The organism is Burkholderia perseverans, from assembly GCF_022870505.1.
GTDB lineage: Bacteria > Pseudomonadota > Gammaproteobacteria > Burkholderiales > Burkholderiaceae > Burkholderia > Burkholderia plantarii.
Genome location: NZ_CP045093.1, coordinates 1,846,243 through 1,861,527 on the forward strand (window position 1 = coordinate 1,846,243; position 15,285 = coordinate 1,861,527).

Genomic DNA, 15,285 nt, shown 5'->3' on the forward strand with positions numbered 1-15,285 from the left:
GCGAGCCTTCGAGGCGATGTCGCCCGATACGCGGCGCCTGGCGCGAACGGCAGGGTGCCGCCCGATCACGCGGCCCGGCATCGACGCGCGCCTGCCCGCCCGATTCCAGCCCGATTCCACCGCCCCACACCGAGAACCCAATCGATGACCACCCTTCCCGCCGCCGCGTTCGCCGCGCTCGACGCGGTCGATCCCGCCGCGGCGCCGCTGCTGGCCCGCGCGGCCGACGTCGATCCGGCCGTGCGCCGCATCGCGCTGCTCGAACTCGCCGATCTGGAGGATCCGGCGCTGGTGCCGGCGTTCGTCGCGCTGCTGGCCGCCGACCCGGCCGCCGAGGTGCGCCGCGAGGCGGCGCTCGCGCTGGCCGCGTGGGAGCAGCCCGACGCCGTCGACGCGCTGTGCGCGGCGCTGCTCGATACCGGCCCCGGCGTGCGCGAGGCCGCCGCGCAAAGCCTGTCCGAACTGAAGGATCCGGCCTCGGGCGACACGCTGCGGCGCTGGGCCGGCCATCGCGAGCCGTTCGCCGCGCGCGCCGTGCTGCGCGGCCTGCGCGAGCTGCGCCACCCGGATGCCTACGCGCCCGCGCTGGCCGCGCTCGATACCGCCGATGCGGAACTGCGGCTCGAGGCGATCGCCGTGCTCGGCTGGCTCAAGGAACGGCGCGCGCTGCCGCGTCTGGCCGCGCTGGCGGTGGGTGATCCGCATCCGGAACTGCGCCGCGCGGCGGTCGGCGCGCTCGGCTTCGTCCCCGAGGACGAAGCGGACATTTCAGACGAAGTGGACGAAGCCGTCGCCGCTGCCCTGCTGACCGCGCTGGCGGATGAAGCGTGGCAGGTCCGCGAGGAAGCGGCCACCACGCTCGGCAAGCGGCGCGAAACTCAAGCTATCGAAACCCTCACGGCAGCGCTCGACGACGCCTACTGGCAGGTACGATTACGCGCGACGCGCGCGCTGGGCCGCATCGGCGCGCGCGCGGCCACGCCGGCGGTGGCCGCGCTGCTCACGCATCCGATCAGCAACCTGCGCCGGGAAGCAGCGCTCGCGCTCGGCGAGTTGCGCGACCCGGCCGCGCTCGACGCGCTGCACGCCGCGCACGACGACGCCGATCCGGAAGTCCGCAAGGCCGTGCGGATCGCGCTTCAGCAGATCGAACAGGCCGGAACGCGCAAATAGTGCGTCCCGGTCCACGCCGGGGAAACCGTCAAGCCTCCTGCTCCCGCCCGGCCGTCGCCGGCACCGCGGCACCGGCCGGCGCGACACGCGGCGGCTCGACCGCGGCCGCCGGTGCCGGCGCCACCACCGGCCGCTTGCCGCGCAGCGCGAACGCCGCCGCCGTGCACCCGAGCATCGCGATCCCGGCCAGCAGGAACGTGTCGCTATAAGCCATCAGCAGCGCCTCGCGCATCACGCGCTGGTTGATCAGCGCGAGCGCCGTCTGGTGGGGGCCGCCGAACGCGCTGCCCGGCAGCGCGTCGGCAAGCGGCGCGTGCAGCCGCGAGAGCAGCCGCGTCAGCACCGCCATGCGCTGCTGGAACGCCTCCGAGAACGGCGTGACGGCCTCGCCGATGCGCATCGCGTGCAGCTTCTGGCGCTCCACCACGATCTGGCTCGCCACCGCGATGCCGATCGCGCCGCCGACGTTGCGGACCATGTTGAACACGCCCGAGGCCGAGCCCAGCTGCGCCTTCTCGATGCCGTCCACGGCCATCACCGACAGCGCGATCACCACCAGCGACTGGCCGATGCCGCGCACGATCAGCGACGGCACGATCACGTTCCAGGCCGCGTCGGCGTCGAGATGGATGTTCATCAGGCAGCCGGCCGCCACCAGCAGGAAGCCGAGCACGATGGTGGTGCGCGCCCCGACGCGCCGCATCATCGGCGGCGTCAGGAACGACATCACGAACTGCACGAGCCCGTACGGAATCATCGACAGGCCGATCTGCCGCGCGCTGTAGCCGTGCAGCTCGGCGAAATAATTCGGCACCAGGAACACCACGCCGAACACCACCGCGCCGAACAGGAAATACATCAGGCTGGCGATGCCGAAGTTGTAGCGGCCGAGCAGCCCGAGGTTGATGAACGGGTCGGCACGGCGCAGTTCGATCACGACGAACCCGACCAGCCCGATCGCGGCCACCAGCGACAGCTGCACGATCATGTCGGAAGCGAACCAGTCCTTGCGCCCGCCCTCCTCCAGCACGATCTGCAGCGCGCTGAGGCCGATCGCCATGGTGGCGATGCCGGCCCAGTCGGCCTGCTTCAGCTTCTCCAGCTGCATCGGCACCGGCCTGATGGCCCAGCTGATCGCGCCGATCAGCGCGAGCGCGGGCGGGATCTGCAGATAGAAGATCCAGTTCCACGAATACATGTCGGTCAGGTAGCCGCCCATCGACGGCCCGGCCGCCTGCGCGACGTTGTTGGCGACGGCGAACAGCGCCATGCCGAGCGGATGCCGCGACGGCGGCAGCTCGGTGACGATCAGCTGGAACGACAGCGGGATCAGCACGCCGCCGAACGCGCCCTGCAGCGCGCGCGAGGCGATCATGGTGGAGATGGTGGGCGCGAACGAACAGGTCAGCGAGAACAGCAGGAACCCGCTGGTGCCCACCAGCAGCACGCGGCGCGCCGAGAACACCTTGACCAGCCAGCCGGTGAGCGGGATCACCACGATCTCGGCCACCAGGTAGGCGGTGGTGATCCACGAGCCCTCCTCGAAGCTCGCGCCGAGCGAGCCGCGGATGTCGGGTAGCGCCGCGTTCGTGACGTGGACGTTCATGCCGGCCATGAAGCAGCCGAACACGCCGCCGAGCACCGCCACCCAGGCGCGCAGCGAGACGGTTTCGTCGTGCGCGGCCGGCGCCGCGGCAGCCGTCACGAGCCGGCTCCCTGGCGCGGATGCGTATCGACGCGCGCGATCACCGACATGCCCGGCCGCAGCACGACGTCGGCCGGCGGCGCGTCGAGCCGGATCTTCACCGGCAGGCGCTGCACGATCTTCGTGAAGTTGCCGGTCGCGTTGTCGGGCGGCAGCAGCGCGAACTCGGCGCCGGAGCCCGGCGACAGGCCGAGTACATGACCGTGCAGCGTATGGCTCGAATAGGTGTCGACGTCGATCTCGACGGGCTGGCCGTCGCGCATCGCCCCGAGCTGGGTCTCCTTGAAGTTCGCGACCACGTAGACGTCGTCGAGCGGCACCACGGCCAGCAGCGGCAGGCCCGCCTCCACGTACTGGCCGGCGCGCACCGAGCGCTGCCCGACCGAGCCGTCGCGCGTGGCGCGGATCACCGTGTGCTCGAGGTCGAGGCCGGCCAGTTCGCGCTTCGCGCGGGCGGCCTCCACACGCGCGCGCGCCTGGCCGATCACCGCCGTGCTCTGCTCGCGGCGCCGGCGCAGCACGGTCTCCTGGTCGGTCTGCGCCTGCATCGCCGCGCTCGCGCGCGCCAGTTGCGCGCGCGCCGTCATCGCCTCGGCGTGGGCCTGCTCCCAGCGCTGGTCGCTGGCGGCCGATTCGGCCAGCAGCGCCTTGTAGCGCGCGGCGTCGGTATCGCGCCGGGTGGCCTCGACGCGCGCGGCGTCCACGTCGGCGCGCGCCTGCGCGATCACGCTGTGCTGCTGGCCGACCTGCGCGTCGAGCGTCGCGGCCGCGGCCTGCTCGGCCGCGAGCGTCGCCTCGGCGGCGTCCACCGCGGCCTGCGCGTCGGCCACCTTCGCGCGGTAGTCGCGGTCGTCGAGCTGCACCAGTACGTCGCCGCGATGCACCGGCTGGTCGTCGTCCACGGCCACCCGCGTCACGTAGCCCGACACGCGCGGGCTGACCGTCACGATGTCGGCGCGCACGTAGGCGTCGTCGGTGCTCTGGATGAAGCGGCCCACCGTCCACCAGCGCCAGCCGAACAGGGCCAGCGCGACGGCGCCGATCACGGCGCCGGCGACGATCCAGTGGCGCTTCGTGAGTCGGGCGGTTTTCTCAGGTACGGCGGTCGTGCTCATGGTCGGAGTCGGGATGAAGGGGTTGGAGACGAAATGCCGGCGCGGGACCCGGCTACTGCTGCCAGCCGCCGCCCAGCGCCTTGAAGACGGCCACCTGGTCCAGCGCCACCTGCTGGGTCGAGACGGCCAGCGCCGAATCGGCCGCCACCAGGCTGCGCTGCGCGTCGAGCACGCCGAGGAAATCGAGCGCGCCGGCCTTGTAGTTCGCCTCGGCGAGCCGGTAGGCGCGCGCGTGCTCGCCGCGCGCCGTCTCGATCGCGCTGTGCTGGCGCCACGCGGCGCCGTACAGCGTCAGCGCCTGCTCGGTCTCTTTCAGCGCGCGCAGCACCTGCGCGTCGAACGAAGCGCGCGCGGCCGCGTCGTCGGCATGCGCCTGGGCGAGTTGGGCGCGATCGGCCGCGAGGTTCGGGAAATGCCAGGTGATGAGCGGGCCGACGCCCCATGCGATCGCGTACTTGTTGCCGAGCGTGGACGGATCACCGGTGGTCGAGAGCCAGTTCACCGAGCCGCCGAGCTGGATCGACGGATAGAGATCGGCGGTGGCCACGCCGATCCGCGCGTTGGCGGCGGCCAGCCGGCGCTCGCTCTCGCGCACGTCGGGGCGGCGCCGCAGTAGCGCGGCGCCGTCGCCGACCGGGAACGGCCGGGCCAGCACCGGCGTGGCGTGGCAGGCCGCGGCGGCGGCCGGGATCTCGCCGGGCGGGCGACCGGTCAGCACCGCGAGTTCGTAGAGCGCGGCGCGCCGCGCGCCGGCCAGCGCCGGCAGCGCGGTGCGCGTGTCGTCGGCGAACGCGCGCGAGCGCGCCACCTCCAGGTCCGAGACGAGGCCGTGGGCGCGCTGCTTGCCGGTCAGCGCGGCCAGCCGGTCGGCGATGTCGATCGAGCGCTCGGCCACGTCGATCCGCTCGCCGTAGGCGCAGGCCCGCACGTAGGCGGCGGTGGTCTCGCTCGCCACCTCCACGCGCATCGCGTCGGAGGCGGCCTGCACCGCCTGGGCGTCGGCCCGCGCGGCATCGACGAGGTAGCGCACGCGCCCCCACAGGTCGACTTCCCACGAGAACGCGAACGACGGCGCGAAGCCCCAGCGCGTCGGGGCGCTGGTGCCGTCGGCGGCGGCCTCGATCTGGTCGGCGTTGTGCTTGCCGTAGTCGACACCGAAGCCGGCCTTGGTATCGGGCAGCCGCGCGGCGCCGGCCTCGTCGAGCACGGCGCGCGCGCGTTGGACGCGCGCCGCCGCCACCGCCAGGTCGCGGTTGCCGGCCAGCGCGTCGCTTACCAGCGCGTCGAGCGCGGGATCGTCATAGAGCCGCCACCATTGGTCGGGCAACTCGCCGCCGGCCGTCACGCGCGCGTCGCCGGCGGCATCGAACGGCGCGCCGCGGGCCGCGTCGGGCGCGGGCGGCCGGTACGGCTCGCCGACCGAGCAGCCGGCCAGCAGCGCCGCGGCGAACAGCAGGCCGGCCGCGCCGGCGACGGTGGCAGGCCGCGGCCGGCGCGGCATGGCGCGCGACGGGGCGGAAGCGGAAGACGAAACGAACGGGTCGCGCATCGGAGATCGGGAAAGAGGCTCGGGCAAGCGGCGGATCGAACAAAACGGTGGACTTATGGTAATTTCGGCACCAATGGTTAGTCTCGCGCGCATCGCGCATTCGTCGTCGAGAAAAGGACAATTGGACAACTTCTTCGCGGCCCTCGAACGGCTCGACCTGGACAAGCAGATCGCCGCGTTCGCGTCGGACTCGCCGGACGGCGTCGCCTACCCGCCGCACACGCACCGCCACAACCAGCTGATCCACGCGATCTCGGGCGTGACCATCGTGCATGCCGAAGCCGGCAGCTGGGTGGTGCCGACCGGCCGCGCGGTGTGGGTGCCGGGCGGCATCGAGCACGAGATCCGCACCGCCGGCGGGGTGCAGCTGCGCACCGTGTTCGTGGGCCCCGAGGTGCGGCCGGGGCTGCCGCGCGAATGCCGCGTGATCGCCGTCGGCACGCTGCTGCGCGAGCTGATCGTGACCGCCTGCGGGCTGCCCGCCGACTACGACCTGACGTGCCGCAGCGGGCGCGTGCTCGCGCTGATCCTCGACGAGATCGAGATCGCGCCGCCGCTCTCGCTGCATGTGCCGATGCCGCACCAGCCGGTGCTCGCGCGGCTCTGCACGCGGCTCCTCAACGATCCGTCCTCGACCGTCGCGCTGCCGGACTGGGCCGCCGACGCGCGCATGAACGAGCGCACCTTCGCGCGCCTGTTCAAGCGCGAGACCGGCATGACGCACGGCGCCTGGTGCCGCCACGCGCGGCTGCTGCTGAGCCTGCCGCGGCTGGCCGCCGGCACCTCGATCCTCGAACTCGCGCTCGAGCACGGCTACGACAGCCCGAGCGCGTTCTCGGCGATGTTCCGGCGCGCGCTGGGCGTGCCGCCGAGCGAGTACTTCGAACAGCGCTGAGCGCGCCGGGCGATCGGGCCGCTGTCTGTCCGTTCCGCGACGATCGAACGGCGCGGTGCCGCCGATGCCCTGCCAACACAAGAAGCCAACGACAGGCACGAAGCTCGCCCGGCGCGCCGGCACACGGCGCGCCGGGCGCCGCCGTTACTGCGCCTTGAACAGCGTGCGCAGGTTCGTCATCGCCATCTCGAGGAACCCCGTGACGAACGCGTTGAACTCGGGCTGGCGCGCCGCGCCGCCATGCGACGGCTCGCCGGCGATGTCCCAGGTCACGGTGCAGGCCTGCTCGCCACGCGGCTCGACGCGCATCAGCGCCCACAGGTTGCCGATGTCGAACGAGGTGTGGATCAGGCTCCAGGTCATGACCATCGCCGCGTCGTCGTGGGTGTTGAGCTGCTCGACCACGAAGTTGCCGTCGACGAAGCGCTTGACGCGCAGCGCGCGCACGCCCTCGCCGATCATGTCGGTATGGTCGAGGCCGGTGATGAAGCGGGCGAAGCCGGCGAAGTCGCCGACCACGCGCCAGGCGTCGCGCGCGGGAACCTCGAGATCGGCGGTGCCGGACAGGATCGGCGTATCGGGTGCGTAGACCAGGGTGGACGGGCGAACGTCCGGTGCAGTACGTTGCAGCATGATGCCTCCTTGAATGATGCGAATGATGAAAACCTCAGGGGACCAGCGGACCGCTTACCAGGCGGGTTCGGGGTCGCGCCGCGCGGCGTCCTCGCGCGGCGCGGCGGGCTCGGGCGGCGGCGGCAGGAACCCGCATTCGACGAGATAGCCGAAATGCGCGGCCAGCAGCCGTTCGTCCTTGTCCGGGTAGGTCACGCCGAGCCGGCGCAGCACGGCCCCGGTGCGCGCGTGGTCGATCACCGACATGTCGCCGATGTCGTCCTGCCGGTCGTCGAGATAGAACGCCACCACGTCGAACAGCGCGTTCGTTTCGTCGATCGACAGCAGCCGCTCGCGCCAGCTGTCCTGCGGCTCGAATTCGAGCCGGTAGCCACGCCCGGCCAGCGCGCGCAGATAGCCGGCCCAGTCGAGCGGCGCCGGGTTGTGCAGATGGAACACGCGCTCGCTGCGCTCGGCATCGAGCGTGCAGGCCACGATCGCGCGCGCGAGGCAATCCACCGGGCTCAGGTCGAACTGACCGCCCTCGCTCGCGAGCGGCGCATGGCCGAGCTGGATCGAGCCCTTCAGCAGCAGCAGGATCCGGTTGCGTCCCGGCTGGCACAGGCCGCTTTGCGCATGGCCGGTGATGTTGCCGGGCCGCAGGATGGTGGTGTCGATGCCGCGCGCGGCGGCCTCGGCCACCAGATGCTCGGACACCCACTTCGTCAGGTTGTAGCCGTTGTTGACGTAGGCGGGGCCGCTGTCCGACGGGTTCGCCTCGGGCAGCCGGCCGGCCGCGTCGATGGTGCTCACGGCCGACAGCGTCGAGACGAAGTGCAGCGACTTGCGACGCCCGAGGCAGCAGAGGCGCAGCAGTTCGAGCGTCGAGCCGACGTTCTCCGCGTGCAGGAACGGATAGTCGTAGACGTGGTTGACGTGCGCGCCGTTGTGATGGATCACGCCGACCTCGGCCGCGAGCTGGCGCCACTGGTCGTCGGCCAGGCCCAGGCGCGGCGCGCCGAGTTCGCCGCGCAGCACGCGCACGCGCGGATGCCCGCACAGGTGGCCGAGTCCGTTGACGAGCGCGGCCTCGTCGAGCCGGCGGCGTGCGGTGGCATCGTCCTCGCCGCGCACGATGCAATAGACAGCCTGGCTGGTGCGGCTGACGAGCTCGCTCAGCAGGAAGGTACCGAGAAAGCCGTTCGCGCCCGTCAGCAGCAGCGCGCCCGGCCCCTCGCCCGCTGCCTGGTCGGCGGCGGGACGCACGTCGTCGGGTAGACGACGATCCTCGTGTACGCGCGGCGGGATGTTGGCGCCGCGCTGAAGCGTGTCGTCGGTCAGCAGCGCGGCCAGCGCCGCCACCGTCGGCCGTTCCATGAAGCGCGCGAGCGCGGCGTTGCCGCCCAGCTCGCGCTTGACGGCCAGCATCAGGCGCGACACCAGCAGCGAATGGCCGCCGAGCTCGAAGAACGAATCGTCACGGCCGATCTCGCCGGGCGCGAGTTCGAGCAGCGCCGCCCACATCGCGGCGAGCCGGATCTCGAGCGGGCCGCGCGGCGGCTCGTGCGCGTCGGTGCCGGCGCGCGAGAGCGGCAGCCGCGCCAGCGCCGCTCGGTCGATCTTGCCGTTGGCGGTGGCCGGGAACACGTCGAGTGCCGTCACGTCGTAAGGCACCATGTAGTCGGGCAGCGCGGCCGCGAGCGCGTCGCGCAGCGCCTCGGGCGTGGCGCTCGCGTCGACCGGCTTGGCCGCGAACAGCCGGATCCGCTTGCGCTCGTCGGGCACCACCGCGCACTGGCGATAGAGGCCCACCGCCAGCGCCGCGTTCTCGATCTCGCCCGGCTCGACGCGAAAGCCGCGAATCTTCAGCTGCGTGTCGCGCCGGCCCACGTAGCGCAGCGTGCCGTCGGGTTCCCAGCAGGCGATGTCGCCGGTCCGGTACATCGTGGCGGCCGGCGTCTCGCCGTAGGGGTCGGCCACGAAGCGCTCGGCGCTGAGCGCCGGCTGGCCGAGATAGCCGAGCCCGACACCGGCGCCGGCGATGCAAAGCTCGCCCTCCTCGCCGGTGCGGGCCGGGCGGTCGCCGGCCGCCAGCACGTAGCAGCGCGCGTTCGTGATCGGCAGGCCGATGCGGCGGTTGCTGTCGCCGGCGCGCAGCTCGCCGGTGGTGGCCAGCACCGTGCATTCGGTCGGGCCGTAGATGTTGTGCAGCCGCCGGCCGGCGCTCCAGCGCGCGATCGTGTCCGGATCGCAGACGTCGCCGCCCGTCACCAGATGCGCGAGCGCGGGCCAGTCGCACGGCGGTAGCGCGGCCAGCAGCGCCGGCGGCAGGAACGCGTGGGTGATGCGCGTCTCGGCGACGAGCGCCGCGAGCGCGTCGAGTTCGCGCCGCTGCGATTCGGCCGGCACCACCAGCAGCGCGCCGGCCAGCCAGGTCGGGAACATGTCGAGCAGCGACGCGTCGAACGCCACCGTCGAGAACTGCAGCACGCGCGACGCCGCGTCGAGCGAGACGTAGTCGCGATACCAATGGCAGAAATGCACGATGTTCCGATGCGAGAGCATCACGCCCTTCGGCACGCCGGTCGAGCCCGAGGTGTAGATCGCGACCGCGCAGCGCGCGGCGCGCGAGGTGTCGGCCTCGATCGGCCAGTGTGCGTCGTGGTTGACTTCGCTGCCTTCGCTGTTTTCGTCACCGACCTCGCCGTTGGCGTCATAGCGGATCAGTTCGATCGCCGCGCCGTCGAGCAGCGCGGGATCGAAGCCGGCATCGACGACGATCGCGTCCGCGCCCGACTCGCGCAGGATCGTGCGGGTGCGCTCGGCCGGGAACGCCGGGTCGAGCGGCACGCAGGTCGCCCCGCTGCCGAGCACGCCGACCAGCGCCGGATACAGCGCCACGCCCTTGTCGAGCCGCACCGCGACGACGCGCGGCGCCTCGCGACGCGCCGCGAGCCGCGTGGCGAAGCGCATGGCACGCGCCACCAGCGCGCGATAGGTCAGCACGCCGTCGGGCGCGACCAGCGCGATCGTCTCGAGCCGCGTCGCGGCCGCGCGCGAGACCAGTTCGGGCAGCGACGGCTCGCCGGGCCAGCTCGCCGCGTTCAGGTTCGACGCGTGCCAGCCGGCCAGCCGGTCCAGGTCGAGCGCCAGCGTCAGGTCGTCGGCCGGCAGCGCGTGCGGCGCATCGGCCGGCTCGCAAAGGTCGCGCGCGATCCGGCTCGTCACCTCGTGCAGCAGCTCGACCACGGCGCTCACCAGCGTGTCGGCCAGGTCCGCGCCGTTGCGCGCCGCGTCGAGCAGCAGCGTGTCCTCGGCCAGCACGCGCGCGTCGCCGGGCGTGACCTCGGTCAGCCAGGCGATGCGCGCGCGCCGCGGCGGGAACGCGTCGCCCGTGATCTCGCAGCGCAGCGGCCGCGCGTTCGCGCAGCCGAGCGCCGGGTCCGGCTCGCCGCAGGCGATCCACCACTCGGCCGCGTCGAGCAGCGGGCCGGGCGCCGGCGCCGGCAGCAGCAGCACGTCGGCCGCCTCGCGCAGCGGGCCGTCGCGGCCGTCCGCGATGCCGACGTGATGGCCGGTTTCCTCGAGTTCAGCGGCGAGCCGGGCCGCCAGGCGGGTCTGCCCGCCGATCGCTATGTTGATCGCTTTCATCGCCGCCGCTCACAGGTAATCGGACAACGCCGCGCGGGTCGGCGCGTGGTCCAGCAGCCCGCTCATCTCGAAGAACTGCCGGATGTTGACGATCATCGGATGCTGGCTCGTGATCGGATACGCGCCGACCATGTCGGCCGCGATCCGCGCTCGGGTTTCGGCGGGCAGATCGAGCGACTCGATCAGCCGGCGGTCGAACTGCAGTTGCAGGTCGGCGCTCAGGTATTCCTGCAGGAAGCACGGCAGCCCCTCGCCGAGCGCGAGCCGCGCGCTTTCGTCGATCTGCGACCAGTAGAGCTTGACGAGGCTGATCCAGAAGCTCGAATGGCGGCCCTCGTCGGCCAGATGGTCGGACATCACGCCCTTGACCGAGCGCTTGAGCGTGGCGTCGCGCGCGAACGCGGCCACCTCGGCCGTGACGGTGTTCTCGGAAATCGCCACGCAGAGCAGATCCATGCCGTCGCGATGGGCCGGCCCGACGCGCTCGATCGCGCGCGGAATCGCCCTCGACAGCTCGATCTCCTGGTTCGGCGGCAGCGGCGCGATGCCGGTGCTCTCCTCCACCTGCCGCAGATAGTCCATCGCCACGTAGGCGTGGTAATCCTCGTCGATCACCACCGTCATCGCGTCCTGGCGGCAGGCGAACGGGAACGGATGCGCGAAGCGTCCGCGCGCGATCCGCAGCGCCGTCGCGTTGACGATCTCCGTCTCGAAGATGATCACGTCCTGGATGTACTTGTAGAAGCTCTGCAGCAGCACGTAGTCGCGCACCGCGTCGCCCGCGTCGACGATCGCGGGATGCGCGCAGAGCGGCTGGCGCTCGATCGGGTAGTAGTGCAGCGCGTCGTCCTCCACGACGCGGCGCGGGCGCGAGCGCACCGTCGCGCGCGCCTCCCAGCGGTCGGCGTGGCTGACGTAGGGCGTGGCGGCGGTCATCGCGCGTCCTCCCGGTGGCCGTAGTAGTGGATCTCCAGCAGCAGGCAGCCCGCGTCGCTGCAGAGCGGGCCGTGCGGCGTGCCGGCCGGGCGCACGAAATAGCTGCCCGGCTGGTAGGTCTCGAAGCGCGCCTGGGACGCCACGTCGTAGCGGCTCTGGTCGCCGGTGATCAGGTACACCTCTTCGTGGTAGTCGTGCACGAACGGCACCAGCGTGCCGCGGCCCGGCGCGAAGCGCACGATGCGCGTGCGCATGCCGCGCTTCGCGTGCTCGTCGAGCGTATCGACGAGCACCACCTGGTCGATGCCCTCGTCGAAATGCGGCGGGTGCTCCCAGTCGAGCGCGCCGAAGTCGACGATCTTCTCGATCAGCGCGGGCTTCATGCCGTCACCAGCTTGCGCGTCTCGCCGAGATGCGCGAGCAGGCCGTCCCACAGCCGCAGGCGTTCCTCGATCGCGTCCAGGCCGGCCTGCAGCGCTTCCTCGAACTTCGCCGGATCGCCGCCCGCGGCTTCGCGGATCATGGTGCGCGCGGCCGGGCCGTGCTCGCCCGAATCCACTTCGATATGGCGGTCGAGGTAATAGGCCAAGAGCGGGATCGACTCGCGATCGATCTTCCATTCGTCGAGCAGCGTGCGGAACATGTCCGGGATCACGTTCTCGCGACCGTAGAAGAAGTTGCCGAGCACCTGGTGCGTCTCGCCGGCCGTGCAGGCGTTGAGCGTGGCTTCGACGAAACGCGCCACCGGCGCCGGCGCATCCACCGTCTTCAGCGCCGCCGACACCGAGAAGCCCGAACGCACCAGCGCGATCATCTCCTCGATGCGTGCCGTCGAGGCGCCGACTTCGCGCATCGAATGCAGGTACAGGTCGTAATGGCTCATGTGGCCTTTCGGCGTTTCATCGGATTCCTCACCAAGCACGATCTCGTTGATCAGCCGCGCGGCGTTCGGATTCGCGGGCGCGACCCACGGCAGCGTGACGGTGGTCAGGTCGAGCTGCAGCCGCTTGACGAGCGACATGAAATCCCACACCGCGAACACGTGCCATTCCATGAAGACACGCAGCTCGTCGATGGTCCGGATCGATCCGAATACCGGATGATGCGCGAGACGCTCGTGCTGCTCGTTGATTTTCCGTTCCAATGCTTCGACTTGATTCACGGCACTCTCCTCTCGATGTCCAATCAGGTAACACCAGATTTTCCGAACAGCGTCGCCAACCACTGTTTCGCGGCTTCGCCACCGGGCGTTCAACAATAACGAGCGCTGATACTAAATAACCGTACAAAACCGCGCCTATCCGGATCGGACATCCTCATATTCTTTCCGGACCAGATTTCCACGGACCACCCGCAGAGCCCCGCCAGACTTGAAATTCAGCCAATTCACGGCAAATCCCCGGGATTTGACACGAATGCCTCCGACTGAATAGCATAGATGTCGACGTCCAAAAAAATGAAACTGACGATTCGACTTTTCAATCAATTAAAACCAGGCCAAAAATCACCATAAATATTTGAACGAATTCAGCGGGCGTGGCCGTCCCTGGCGATATCGGGACCGCCGCGGCTTGCCGTGCGGGTGGGGAAAAAACGGAGAAACCGGCGTGAACCACCGGTTCCAGGCACGCGTGGCGGCGCGGTGGCCGGCGGGACGGAAACGCACGATGGGAACCATGGCGCCGATGCGGCAGCCGCGCCGACGAAGTGCTTCGTGCTACGAACGGAATGGCCGGCGCGCACGCACCGGTCCCGCTGGTCGCGTCAGGGTGGCGCGATGCGCGGGCGCGCAGGGATCGGCGAACGCATTCGCAGGCGTGACGGCAGGCGCGAGCGCCTGCGCGTCCTCGGCGCTCAGCGCGCGGCGTCCTCCGAGGTCGCGAAGTACTGGCTCGGTGCCACGCCGAACGCGCGCTTGAAGGTGGCCGCGTAGGTGGTCGGGCTGCGATAGCCGACCTGGTGCGCGACCTGCGTGACCGGCATGCCGTCGGCCAGCAGCGCGAGCGACATCGACAGCCGCAGCTGCTGGCGCCACGCGGCGACGCTCATGCCGGTCGCCTGACGGAACAGCCGGGCCAGATGGCGCGTGCTGAGCGCGACGTCGCTGGCCAGCGCGTCGAGCGGCAGATCGCAATACGGCTCGCGCTGCAGCCGCTCGCACAGCTTCAGCAGGCGGCGGTCGCGCGGCATCGGCAGCGACAGCGGGAGCTGCGCCTGCTGCTGCAGTTCGTCGATGCAAAGGCGCGCGACCGGGTCGTGCGCGCGCTCGCAGTCGAGCGGCGTATCGACCCGGCTCGCCAGTTCGCGCAGCAGCGGCGAGACGGCCATCGCGCTCAGTTGCGCGGGCAGCCGCGCGCCGAGCGTGGCGCCCACGTAGAGCGCGCAGATCCGCACGTCTCCGAGCCCGCGGATCGCATGCACGGTGCGCGGCGGAATCCAGATCGCGCGCAGCGGCGGCACGATCCAGCGCCGCCCGTCGATGTCGATCACCAGCACGCCGCGCGTCGTGAACAGCAGTTGCCCGTACTCGTGCGCGTGCGGCGCGTACTCGATCGCAACCGGCAGCCCCGCACCGGCGGCAGGCGCGCGCGGCGTCGCGATCGCGCGAATGCCGCCCGCCGGAAACGCGTGCATCGCGTTGGGGTGGAGCGTGCTGCGCGATCGAATGGGCAAGTCGGAAACGCTCGTCATGATCGGATCTACCGGAGGTGAAATCAGAAAGCACGGCAACGGCTGAAGCCGTCCGGCACGCGGCTCGCCGAGGACAGAACGCGAGCCGCCGCCATTAAACATGTATTTGCAACTGCTTTAAAACTGCCCTTTTGAACAGGATGAGCGGATCGCCATGCACGATGCCCGCCACATGCCCGAGGATTTTCCCCATGGATTTGACGACGCTTTACGAGTGCTTCGAGGCGCTGCAGCGCGCCCTGACGGCGGACACCGCGCTCGATGCCATCACCACGGCCGCGGCCGCGCTCGGCTTCCCGCATTGCCTGTACGGGCTGCGCCGCACGCTGCCGCTGGCGCGCCCCGAGGTGCGCTTCGTCGGCAATCACCCGGCCGCATGGGAACGCGGTTACGAGAAGTTCGGCTACGTCGCGAGCGACCCCGTGATGCGGCGCCTCGCAAACGATCCACGGCCGGTGGTCTGGAATTCGCTCGACGAACGTGGCGACGCCGCGTTCTGGGACGACGCGGCGCGCCACGGCCTGCGATATGGCTGGTCGCACGGCTGCTTCGATCGCACCGGCAACCTGGGCGTGCTGACGCTGGCCCGCGATACGGCGCCGCTCGATGCCGAGGAAAGCGCGCAGCTATACGCGCCGTGCGCGAGCCTCGCGCTGGCCGCGCATGCGTACCTGATGCCGCGTCTGGCGGCACCGGCCGGGCCGCCGGACGGCGGGCTGACCTTGCGTGAACGTGAGGTGCTGACGTGGACGGCCGACGGCAAGACGGCCTATGAGATCGGCAGGATCGTCGGGATTACCGAACGTACCGTGAAGTTTCACTTGCAGAACGCGGTCATGAAACTGGATGCGATGAACAAGACGCATGCCGCCGCCAAGGCGGCCATGCTGAGGCTGCTGCCGTGAGCGTGCGACGCATCCTTCACGGGATGCGTCACGCCACCCGGCGGCAGTCATGC

Annotated in this window: 12 protein-coding genes; 3 read left to right on the plus strand and 9 right to left on the minus strand. The window is 71.0% G+C overall.

Annotated features, from left to right (window positions below; genetic code table 11):
• Positions 1–144 precede the first annotated feature (144 nt).
• Positions 145–1,173, plus strand: coding sequence for a HEAT repeat domain-containing protein (locus tag BpN12_RS07745; protein WP_246791861.1), 1,029 nt, complete (start codon positions 145–147; stop codon positions 1,171–1,173).
• A 28-nt stretch (positions 1,174–1,201) separates the two neighbouring features.
• On the opposite strand, the gene BpN12_RS07750 is transcribed toward BpN12_RS07745, so the two are convergent.
• Genes BpN12_RS07750 through BpN12_RS07760 form a run of 3 tightly spaced genes read right to left on the minus strand, consistent with a single transcriptional unit; the run spans position 1,202 to position 5,542 of the window.
• On the minus strand, positions 1,202–2,878 hold the full coding sequence (locus BpN12_RS07750; RefSeq protein ID WP_246791862.1) for a DHA2 family efflux MFS transporter permease subunit: 1,677 nt from the start codon (positions 2,876–2,878) through the stop codon (positions 1,202–1,204).
• Positions 2,875–3,993, minus strand: coding sequence for an HlyD family secretion protein (locus tag BpN12_RS07755; RefSeq protein WP_246791863.1), 1,119 nt, complete (start codon positions 3,991–3,993; stop codon positions 2,875–2,877). The genes BpN12_RS07750 and BpN12_RS07755 overlap by 4 nt, the downstream gene beginning before the upstream one ends.
• A 52-nt stretch (positions 3,994–4,045) precedes the next feature.
• Positions 4,046–5,542 carry an efflux transporter outer membrane subunit gene (locus BpN12_RS07760; RefSeq protein WP_246791864.1) on the minus strand — a complete coding sequence of 499 codons (1,497 nt, stop codon included), beginning with the start codon at positions 5,540–5,542 and terminating at the stop codon, positions 4,046–4,048.
• A gap of 121 nt (positions 5,543–5,663) precedes the next feature.
• Between BpN12_RS07760 and BpN12_RS07765 the strand changes: the two genes are divergently transcribed.
• A complete protein-coding gene (locus BpN12_RS07765) occupies positions 5,664–6,437 on the plus strand; it encodes an AraC family transcriptional regulator (protein WP_246791865.1) in 774 nt (257 codons plus the stop codon).
• Between the two features lie 144 nt (positions 6,438–6,581).
• Here the strand turns inward: BpN12_RS07765 and BpN12_RS07770 are convergent, their stop codons facing one another.
• From BpN12_RS07770 to BpN12_RS07795, 6 genes are all read right to left on the minus strand, one after another.
• The gene (locus BpN12_RS07770) at positions 6,582–7,070 is read right to left on the minus strand and encodes an SRPBCC family protein (protein WP_246791866.1); all 489 of its coding nucleotides are present in this window, start codon (positions 7,068–7,070) and stop codon (positions 6,582–6,584) included.
• A gap of 54 nt (positions 7,071–7,124) precedes the next feature.
• Positions 7,125–10,700 (minus strand): amino acid adenylation domain-containing protein, encoded by a 3,576-nt coding sequence (locus BpN12_RS07775; RefSeq protein WP_246791867.1) that lies wholly within the window; start codon positions 10,698–10,700, stop codon positions 7,125–7,127.
• Between the two features lie 9 nt (positions 10,701–10,709).
• Complete coding sequence (locus tag BpN12_RS07780; RefSeq protein ID WP_246791868.1) at positions 10,710–11,636, minus strand: diiron oxygenase; 927 nt, start codon at positions 11,634–11,636, stop codon at positions 10,710–10,712.
• On the minus strand, positions 11,633–12,019 hold the full coding sequence (locus BpN12_RS07785; protein ID WP_246791869.1) for a cupin domain-containing protein: 387 nt from the start codon (positions 12,017–12,019) through the stop codon (positions 11,633–11,635). Before BpN12_RS07785 ends, BpN12_RS07780 begins: the two co-directional genes overlap by 4 nt.
• The gene (locus BpN12_RS07790; protein WP_198253172.1) at positions 12,016–12,798 is read right to left on the minus strand and encodes a DUF3050 domain-containing protein; all 783 of its coding nucleotides are present in this window, start codon (positions 12,796–12,798) and stop codon (positions 12,016–12,018) included. The genes BpN12_RS07785 and BpN12_RS07790 overlap by 4 nt, the downstream gene beginning before the upstream one ends.
• A gap of 692 nt (positions 12,799–13,490) precedes the next feature.
• On the minus strand, positions 13,491–14,309 hold the full coding sequence (locus BpN12_RS07795) for an AraC family transcriptional regulator (protein ID WP_246791870.1): 819 nt from the start codon (positions 14,307–14,309) through the stop codon (positions 13,491–13,493).
• A gap of 209 nt (positions 14,310–14,518) precedes the next feature.
• Between BpN12_RS07795 and BpN12_RS07800 the strand changes: the two genes are divergently transcribed.
• On the plus strand, positions 14,519–15,232 hold the full coding sequence (locus BpN12_RS07800; protein ID WP_246791871.1) for a helix-turn-helix transcriptional regulator: 714 nt from the start codon (positions 14,519–14,521) through the stop codon (positions 15,230–15,232).
• Positions 15,233–15,285: the final 53 nt, after the last annotated feature.

What these genes read in the sequence shown, in the direction of transcription:
- BpN12_RS07800 (WP_246791871.1), top strand. Translation starts at nt 14,519, where the DNA reads ATGGATTTGACGACGCTTTACGAGTGCTTCGAGGCGCTGCAGCGCGCC.
- BpN12_RS07760 (WP_246791864.1), bottom strand. Translation starts at nt 5,542, where the DNA reads ATGCGCGACCCGTTCGTTTCGTCTTCCGCTTCCGCCCCGTCGCGCGCC.
- BpN12_RS07785 (WP_246791869.1), bottom strand. Translation starts at nt 12,019, where the DNA reads ATGAAGCCCGCGCTGATCGAGAAGATCGTCGACTTCGGCGCGCTCGAC.
- BpN12_RS07775 (WP_246791867.1), bottom strand. Translation starts at nt 10,700, where the DNA reads ATGAAAGCGATCAACATAGCGATCGGCGGGCAGACCCGCCTGGCGGCC.
- BpN12_RS07755 (WP_246791863.1), bottom strand. Translation starts at nt 3,993, where the DNA reads ATGAGCACGACCGCCGTACCTGAGAAAACCGCCCGACTCACGAAGCGC.
- BpN12_RS07770 (WP_246791866.1), bottom strand. Translation starts at nt 7,070, where the DNA reads ATGCTGCAACGTACTGCACCGGACGTTCGCCCGTCCACCCTGGTCTAC.
- BpN12_RS07780 (WP_246791868.1), bottom strand. Translation starts at nt 11,636, where the DNA reads ATGACCGCCGCCACGCCCTACGTCAGCCACGCCGACCGCTGGGAGGCG.
- BpN12_RS07745 (WP_246791861.1), top strand. Translation starts at nt 145, where the DNA reads ATGACCACCCTTCCCGCCGCCGCGTTCGCCGCGCTCGACGCGGTCGAT.